At 68.0% G+C, this 6,277-nt stretch carries 7 protein-coding genes; all 7 read right to left on the bottom strand.

Going from position 1 to position 6,277, the window contains the following annotated elements:
* Positions 1–190 precede the first annotated feature (190 nt).
* The 7 genes from ABZ348_RS34395 to ABZ348_RS34365 all read right to left on the bottom strand — a co-directional run bounded on the left by ABZ348_RS34395 (position 191) and on the right by ABZ348_RS34365 (position 6,156).
* Complete coding sequence (locus ABZ348_RS34395; protein WP_358939901.1) at positions 191–1,267, bottom strand: lysophospholipid acyltransferase family protein; 1,077 nt, start codon at positions 1,265–1,267, stop codon at positions 191–193.
* Positions 1,268–1,291: 24 nt separating this feature from the next.
* Positions 1,292–2,374, bottom strand: a complete 1,083-nt coding sequence (locus tag ABZ348_RS34390; RefSeq protein ID WP_358939899.1) for an NAD-dependent epimerase/dehydratase family protein — start codon at positions 2,372–2,374, stop codon at positions 1,292–1,294.
* A 254-nt stretch (positions 2,375–2,628) separates the two neighbouring features.
* Entirely contained in the window at positions 2,629–2,727 is a 99-nt protein-coding gene (locus ABZ348_RS34385) for an AURKAIP1/COX24 domain-containing protein (RefSeq protein WP_003948845.1), read from the bottom strand.
* A 122-nt stretch (positions 2,728–2,849) separates the two neighbouring features.
* Positions 2,850–3,062 carry a helix-turn-helix domain-containing protein gene (locus tag ABZ348_RS34380; RefSeq protein ID WP_003958488.1) on the bottom strand — a complete coding sequence of 71 codons (213 nt, stop codon included), beginning with the start codon at positions 3,060–3,062 and terminating at the stop codon, positions 2,850–2,852.
* A gap of 128 nt (positions 3,063–3,190) precedes the next feature.
* Positions 3,191–4,006, bottom strand: coding sequence for a phosphatase (locus tag ABZ348_RS34375; protein WP_358939897.1), 816 nt, complete (start codon positions 4,004–4,006; stop codon positions 3,191–3,193).
* A 235-nt stretch (positions 4,007–4,241) separates the two neighbouring features.
* The gene (locus ABZ348_RS34370; RefSeq protein WP_358939895.1) at positions 4,242–5,417 is read right to left on the bottom strand and encodes an acetoin utilization protein AcuC; all 1,176 of its coding nucleotides are present in this window, start codon (positions 5,415–5,417) and stop codon (positions 4,242–4,244) included.
* 76 nt (positions 5,418–5,493) lie between these two features.
* A complete protein-coding gene (locus tag ABZ348_RS34365) occupies positions 5,494–6,156 on the bottom strand; it encodes an HAD family hydrolase (RefSeq protein WP_358939893.1) in 663 nt (220 codons plus the stop codon).
* Between the last annotated feature and the right edge of the window lie 121 nt (positions 6,157–6,277).

Below are 6,277 nucleotides of genomic sequence, written 5' to 3'. Positions count from 1 at the left end.
CCCGACCCACCCCCCCCCCCCCATCCACCCGGACAACCCCCCCGAAGTGGAAAAAACCGCGGGCCCACCGCCATAGACACATCGGAACGGGGGGTGACTGGACAGCTGTCCAGTCACCCCCCGTTTCATGTCGCACGCCAACGGGCGCGGCCATGCCGAACCCTTGCCGAAGCGCCCCGGCAGGTCCCCGCTAGAAGAACACGGACCGACGCTGCACCAGCAGCTTGTACAAGGTGTGCTGGATCTGCTCCCGCACCTGGTCCGTGAGGTTGAACATCAGCATCGGATCCTCGGCGGCCTCGGCCGGATACCCCGAGGTCTCGATCGGCTCCCCGAACTGAATGGTCCACTTAGTCGGCAACGGCACCGCTCCCAGCGGCCCCAGCCAAGGGAACGTGGGCGTGATCGGGAAGTACGGGATGCCCAGCAACCGGGCCAACGTCTTGGAGTTGCCGATCATCGGATAGATCTCCTCGGCCCCGACGATCGAGCAGGGCACGATCGGCACGCCCGCCCTGAGCGCGGTGGAGACGAATCCGCCGCGCCCGAAGCGCTGGAGCTTGTAGCGGTCGCTGAAGGGCTTCCCGATGCCCTTGAACCCCTCGGGCATCACCCCGACGACCTCGCCGCGCTGGAGCAGCCTCTCGGCGTCCTCGGCGCAGGCCAGCGTGTGCCCGGCCTTGCGCGCCAGTTCGTTGATGACCGGCAGGACGAAGACGAGGTCGGCGGCGAGCAACCGCAGATGGCGACCGGCCGGATGGTTGTCGTGGACGGCGACCTGCATCATCAAGCCGTCCAGCGGCAGGGTGCCGGAGTGATTGGCCACGACCAGCGCACCGCCATCGGCGGGGATGTTCTCGATGCCCTTGACCTCGACCCGGAAGTACTTCTCGTACAAGGGACGCACCAGTGACATCAGTACCTGGTCGGTCAGTTCCTTGTCGTAGCCGAACTCATCGACCTCGTAGTCACCGGTGACCCTGCGCCGTAGAAAGGCCAGGCCCGACGCGAGACGTCGTTCCCAGCCGTCGTCGGCGCCGACTTCCCGTTCGCCGTCCACCGCATCTCCGCCGGCACCGGTCGCCCGGGCCACGGAGGGCTGCTCGGCGGCCCCGGGCAGGGTCCGCACGGTCTGGCGCACCACCGTCGGCTCGGTCGCCTCACCACCCGCGGCACCGCCCAGACCCCCGGTGGAGCGCCGCCGCGAGCGCTGAGAGCCACCTCGCGTACGGTCGTCGTCGAAGGGAATGACCTTGGCGTCCGCCATCGTGCCTGCGCTCCTTATCCGGCCTTATCCCGCATCGCCCCGGGCCGTCACGGCCCGTGAGCCGCCCCCGTGCGCCAGACGGGCGCTCAGGGACTCCGCCACCTGGTCCACGGCCCGTACCAGGGTGTGGGGAGGCAGCAGCCCCGCTTCCCGGCTCCGGGCGAAGTCGGCGAACGTCTCCGCGGTCGTGAACTTCGGCTCGAACCCCAGTGTCTCGCGCATCTGCACGGTGCTCACCACCCGGCCGTGCGTCAACAGCCGGATCTGTTCCGGGGAGAAGTCGGTGATGCCGACCGTGCGCAGTGCGGAGCCGATCCAGGTGACCGCCGGCAGCAGTACGGGCAGGGTCGGGCGCCCCAGCCTGCGTGAGCACTGTGAGAGCAGCAGCACCCCGTCGCCGGCGATGTTGAAGGTGCCGCTGTTGAGCGTCCCGCGCCGGGGCTCGTGGAGCGCCATTTCGAGGACGTCGATCACATCGTCCTCGTGGACGAACTGGAGCCGGGGGTCGTAGCCGAACACGGTCGGCAGTACGGGGAGCGAGAAGAACTCCGCCAAGGGGGAGTCGGCACACGGCCCGAGGACGTTCGCGAAGCGCAGTACGCACACGGCCACATCCGGCCGCCTCCTGGCGAAGCCCCGGACGTAACCCTCGACCTCGACCGAGTCCTTGGCGAATCCGCCGCTCGGCAGGGATTTGGGCGGGGTGGTCTCGGTGAAGACCGCCGGATCACGCGAAGCCGAGCCGTAGACGCTCGTCGTCGACTTGATCACCAGCCGTCTGACGTCGGGCGACTTCTGGCATGCACCGAGCAGTTGCATGGTCCCGATGACGTTGGTCTCCTTGACCGCGGCCCGGCCACCCGCGCCCAGCGGCGTACCAGTGACGTCGAGATGGACGACCGTGTCGACGCGGTGCTCCGCGAGGACCCGTCCGATCGTCGGCTGCCGGATGTCGGCCTGGATGAAGTCGGCGTCGCCCAGCTCGTGCTCGGGCCGCACGACATCGACACCGATCACGCGCTGGACCTCGGGGTCCTGCTGGATCCGTCGTACGAGACGTCCTCCGAGTTGCCGGGCCACGCCGGTGACGAGCACGACCTTTCCCAAGATCTGCTCCTTCCTTCGGATTCCGCGGTCCCCTCTTCAGCGTCACCGTAGCGCCTCCGCATGGCGATGTGATGACACGTGACGCTCCCGACGGCCGGGGCCAAAGCAGAGCACCACGGGAAAAGGCGCCAGGAAACCGTCCGTACCCCTGCTCACCCCCGCACGAAGACGGGAGGCACCGGGATGACGACTCAACGCACTGTGGCCCTCCCACCGGCTGGTGAGAGGGCCACAGTGTTACGTACAGCTGTCGCTTACTTCTTGTTGCGACGCTGAACGCGGGTGCGCTTGAGCAGCTTGCGGTGCTTCTTCTTAGCCATCCGCTTGCGCCGCTTCTTAATAACAGAGCCCACGACTACCCTCGCTCACTTCTCTTCACTCGGTGCGGGGCGTCTGGGCCCACACGACCTACGTCGGTCCAGCCTACCCGGCAGAGCATCGAGGTTGTAATCCGAGGGCAATCGCTCTACTCCCGCTATGCGGATTCCACCCCCACGAAAGACTCGCGGAGGTAGTCGTGCACCGCTTGCTCCGGTACTCGGAAGGACCTCCCCACCCGAATCGCCGGCAGATGACCGCTGTGCACCAATCGGTACACCGTCATCTTCGACACCCGCATCACCGAGGCAACTTCCGCCACGGTAAGAAACTTGACCTCGTTAAGAGGCCTCTCGCTGCCAGCAGCCATGACCCACCTGTACCTTCCGCACATGACGCACACCGGCTTCCCCTCCGGTGACTCTTCGTCGCTGTGCGCTCACTCCCCAGACTAGGGGCGGGTGGTGCGAGTGGGGAAGAGGAGCAGCCATCGGCCGCCTACTGTGACAGACACGCTCGTTTGAGTACATAGCGCGTCACCGGCCGGTAGTGAGCGGACCGCCGTCCGTCGTCGAGCGGCACCACCACGGACACCCTTCCCTCGGCCTCTCCGACGAACAGCGCGGGGTCGTCGGTGTCGGCCAGCCCGATGGCCCTCATACCCAGCTGACCTGCCCCGCAGACCCATCCGTGGTCGCCGATCACCAGGTCCGGAAGGGGCCCGCCCTGCTCCGCGAGACCCTCCAACGCGGTGCGCAGAGGGAGGGGCGAATGGGTGTGCGCGCCGGTCTCACACCCTGCGCCCCGTGCGCCGGGTGCCCGCACCAGCGCGACTCCCCGTACGTACTCAAGGTTGTACGTACGTACCCCGAACCGGGTCGTTATGTCGACACATCGCCCCTGCGCAGGGGTGAGAACGAGGCATCCTGTTGCGGACAACGCGTCTGCCAGCCCGGCGTAGAACGCCAGCAGCCGATCCGGATGACCGGTTCCCAGCAGTACGGCTCCCCGCCCTGCCGCCACCTCGGCCAATTGTTCGGCGAAGGCGTCGAGCGCTGTCAACGTCCGCTCGGGGTCGATGACATCGGGCCCGGTCCGCTCGTTCGGATCGGGCGAGACCCCGCACCGGTCCGCCATGAGCGCCATGACGTCGTGTGCGCTCCACTCCCCCCGCGCCCCGAGCCCGAGGGTGACGCGCGGGTCGCGTGCGGCGAAGAGACGGTAGCTTCGCAGACTGCCCTCCCGCAGGGTGCCCACGGCACCGGCCAAACCAGTGGCCAAAAGATGCGCTCGGAGCGCTCCGGTGCTCGACACGCGTCCGATGCTCCCGGACCGCATGGGGGTCCCACGGCGAAAGCCGCCGCAGACCCCACGGTTGGAGTAACGCCGCCCGCCTCACAGCGGGCCCTGAGGACGCGCAGCGGGCGCGGCGAAGGGCTCCCCCGCCCCGGTGCGTCATGAGCGTGTCAGGGCCGCCCTGGAAGCGTTCCGCAGCAGACTCCTACGGGCAGTCCTTCGGTGGGCCCTTCGGTGTCCGCGCCCGACGGCGTCACGGCAGCAGTCCCCGCAGAGGGAAGACGGCCTTCCGAGTGGCCAACACGGCCTGGTCCAGCCGGTCCGCCGGGTCGTATCCCGCGCCCCACTCCCGCCAGACGGGAGCGCGTCCGTCCGTCATCCTGCGGGGGCCGGGCTGTCGGGTGCGCGCGTACACCTCGTCACGCCACTCGGACGGGATCAGGGACTCCGGCTCGACCGGCGCATGGGCGACGATGCCGACCAGGTGCGTCCACGACCGAGGGACGACGTCGACGACCGCGTACCCGCCGCCGCCCAGCGCGATCCAGCGCCCGCCGTCGACGTACTCGTGCGCCAGCTCGTGGCAGGACTCCTGCACGGCCCTCTGCGCGTCCAACGAGACCGCCAGATGGGCCAGCGGGTCTTCGAAGTGGGTGTCCGCTCCGTGCTGGGTCACCAGCACCTGGGGACGGAACTCGGCCAGCAACTCGGGCACCACCGCATGGAACGCCCGCAGCCAACCTTCGTCCCCGGTCCCGGCGGGCAGGGGCAGATTGACGGCCGTGCCCTCGGCCGCACCCGCGCCCCCGGTCTCGGAGGCCCATCCGGTGCCGGGGAACAGGGTCTGCGGATGTTCGTGGAGCGAGATCGTCAAGACGCGCGGATCGTCCCAGAACGCCGCCTGCACCCCGTCGCCGTGGTGGACGTCGACGTCGACATAGGCGATCCGCTGCGCCCCCAGCTCCAGCAGCCGGGCGATGGCGAGGGAAGCGTCGTTGTAGATGCAGAAACCGGCAGCGCTCCCGGGCATCGCGTGGTGAAGCCCGCCCGCGAAGTTCACCGCGTGCGCCACGTCCGAGCGCCACACGGCCTCGGCGGCCCCGACCGACTGCCCGGCAATCAGCGCGGAAGCCTCGTGCATCCCGGTGAATGCGGGATCATCCATCGTCCCGAGCCCATAGGCCTGTTCGGCAGCTCGCGGCTGTACGGACGCGGCCTTCACCGCGGCCACGTAGTCCTCGCGGTGGACGAGCCGAAGCGTGGAGTCGCCGGCGGGCTTGGCGGCCCGGACGTCCATCACCTTGTCCAGCCCGTAGGCCCGAACCAATCCCATGGTCAGTGCGAGCCGTACCGGGTCCATCGGGTGACTGTCCCCGAAGTCGTACCCGGTCAGTGCCTCGTCCCACATCAGCAATCCGCGGCCACTCATGACCGCCACCGTATCCGGCCGTCCGCACGAACGCGTAAGGGCGTACGGACTCGGCGCATCCCACCGTGGAAATGCGTCACTCAGGGCGCTTGGAACTCTCCAGCAACACGGGTAGCTCCGTCATCTTGCGGAAGTGGCCTTTCACGCCGATGAGCTTGTCGGCGGGTGTCATCGCCGTGAATCCATAGGAATCCATTCCGGCAGCGACGGCGGCGGCCACACCGAGGGCACTGTCTTCGACGACGATGCACCGTGCGGGGGCGACGCCCATCCTTTCCGCGGCATGGAGAAAGAGGTCGGGTGCGGGTTTTCCCCGACCCACGTCATCGGCGCTGAAGACGATCTCATCGGGGAACCATGCATCGAGCCCGGTCTTCCGGTGGCCCACTCTGATCCGCTCATGGCTCCCCGAGGACGCCACGCAGTACGAAACACCCTCAGCCACCAGTTGCGCCAACACCTCGGTCACGCCTTCGACCGCGGTCAACTCGCGCTCGAAGGCCGCGAAGACCCGTGCGTGCAGCGTGTCGTCGAAGCCAGCCGGGAGGCTCTGCCCGGTTCTCTCCCGAACGAGGTCGTGGACTCGGTGGACCGCGGACCCCATGTAGTCCCTCAGCGAGTCCTCGTAGGAGGTGGGATGTCCGAGCTCCGTGAGATACCCGGCAAGAATGGTGTTGGCCACAGGTTCGCTGTCGACGAGCACGCCATCGTTGTCGAAGATAACAAGGTCATAGTCCATGGACCCCAGGGTAGAAGGGGCACCGGCCCATAACGCAAAAAGGCCTTAGCCCCACACACCGAAGTGCATGAGGCTAAGGCTAAAAATTGTTCGGCGGCGTCCTACTCTCCCACAGGGTCCC

This window comes from Streptomyces sp. NPDC005963 (assembly GCF_040638655.1).
Classification (GTDB): Bacteria; Actinomycetota; Actinomycetes; order Streptomycetales; family Streptomycetaceae; genus Streptomyces.
The sequence above is the reverse complement of the archived record's forward strand: the minus strand, read 5'-3'. Positions and strand labels throughout refer to the sequence as shown.

Coding starts and splice junctions, on each gene's coding strand:
- ABZ348_RS34370 (WP_358939895.1), bottom strand. CDS start 5,417: ATGAGTGGCCGCGGATTGCTGATGTGGGACGAGGCACTGACCGGGTAC.
- ABZ348_RS34395 (WP_358939901.1), bottom strand. CDS start 1,267: ATGGCGGACGCCAAGGTCATTCCCTTCGACGACGACCGTACGCGAGGT.
- ABZ348_RS34380 (WP_003958488.1), bottom strand. CDS start 3,062: ATGGCTGCTGGCAGCGAGAGGCCTCTTAACGAGGTCAAGTTTCTTACC.
- ABZ348_RS34365 (WP_358939893.1), bottom strand. CDS start 6,156: ATGGACTATGACCTTGTTATCTTCGACAACGATGGCGTGCTCGTCGAC.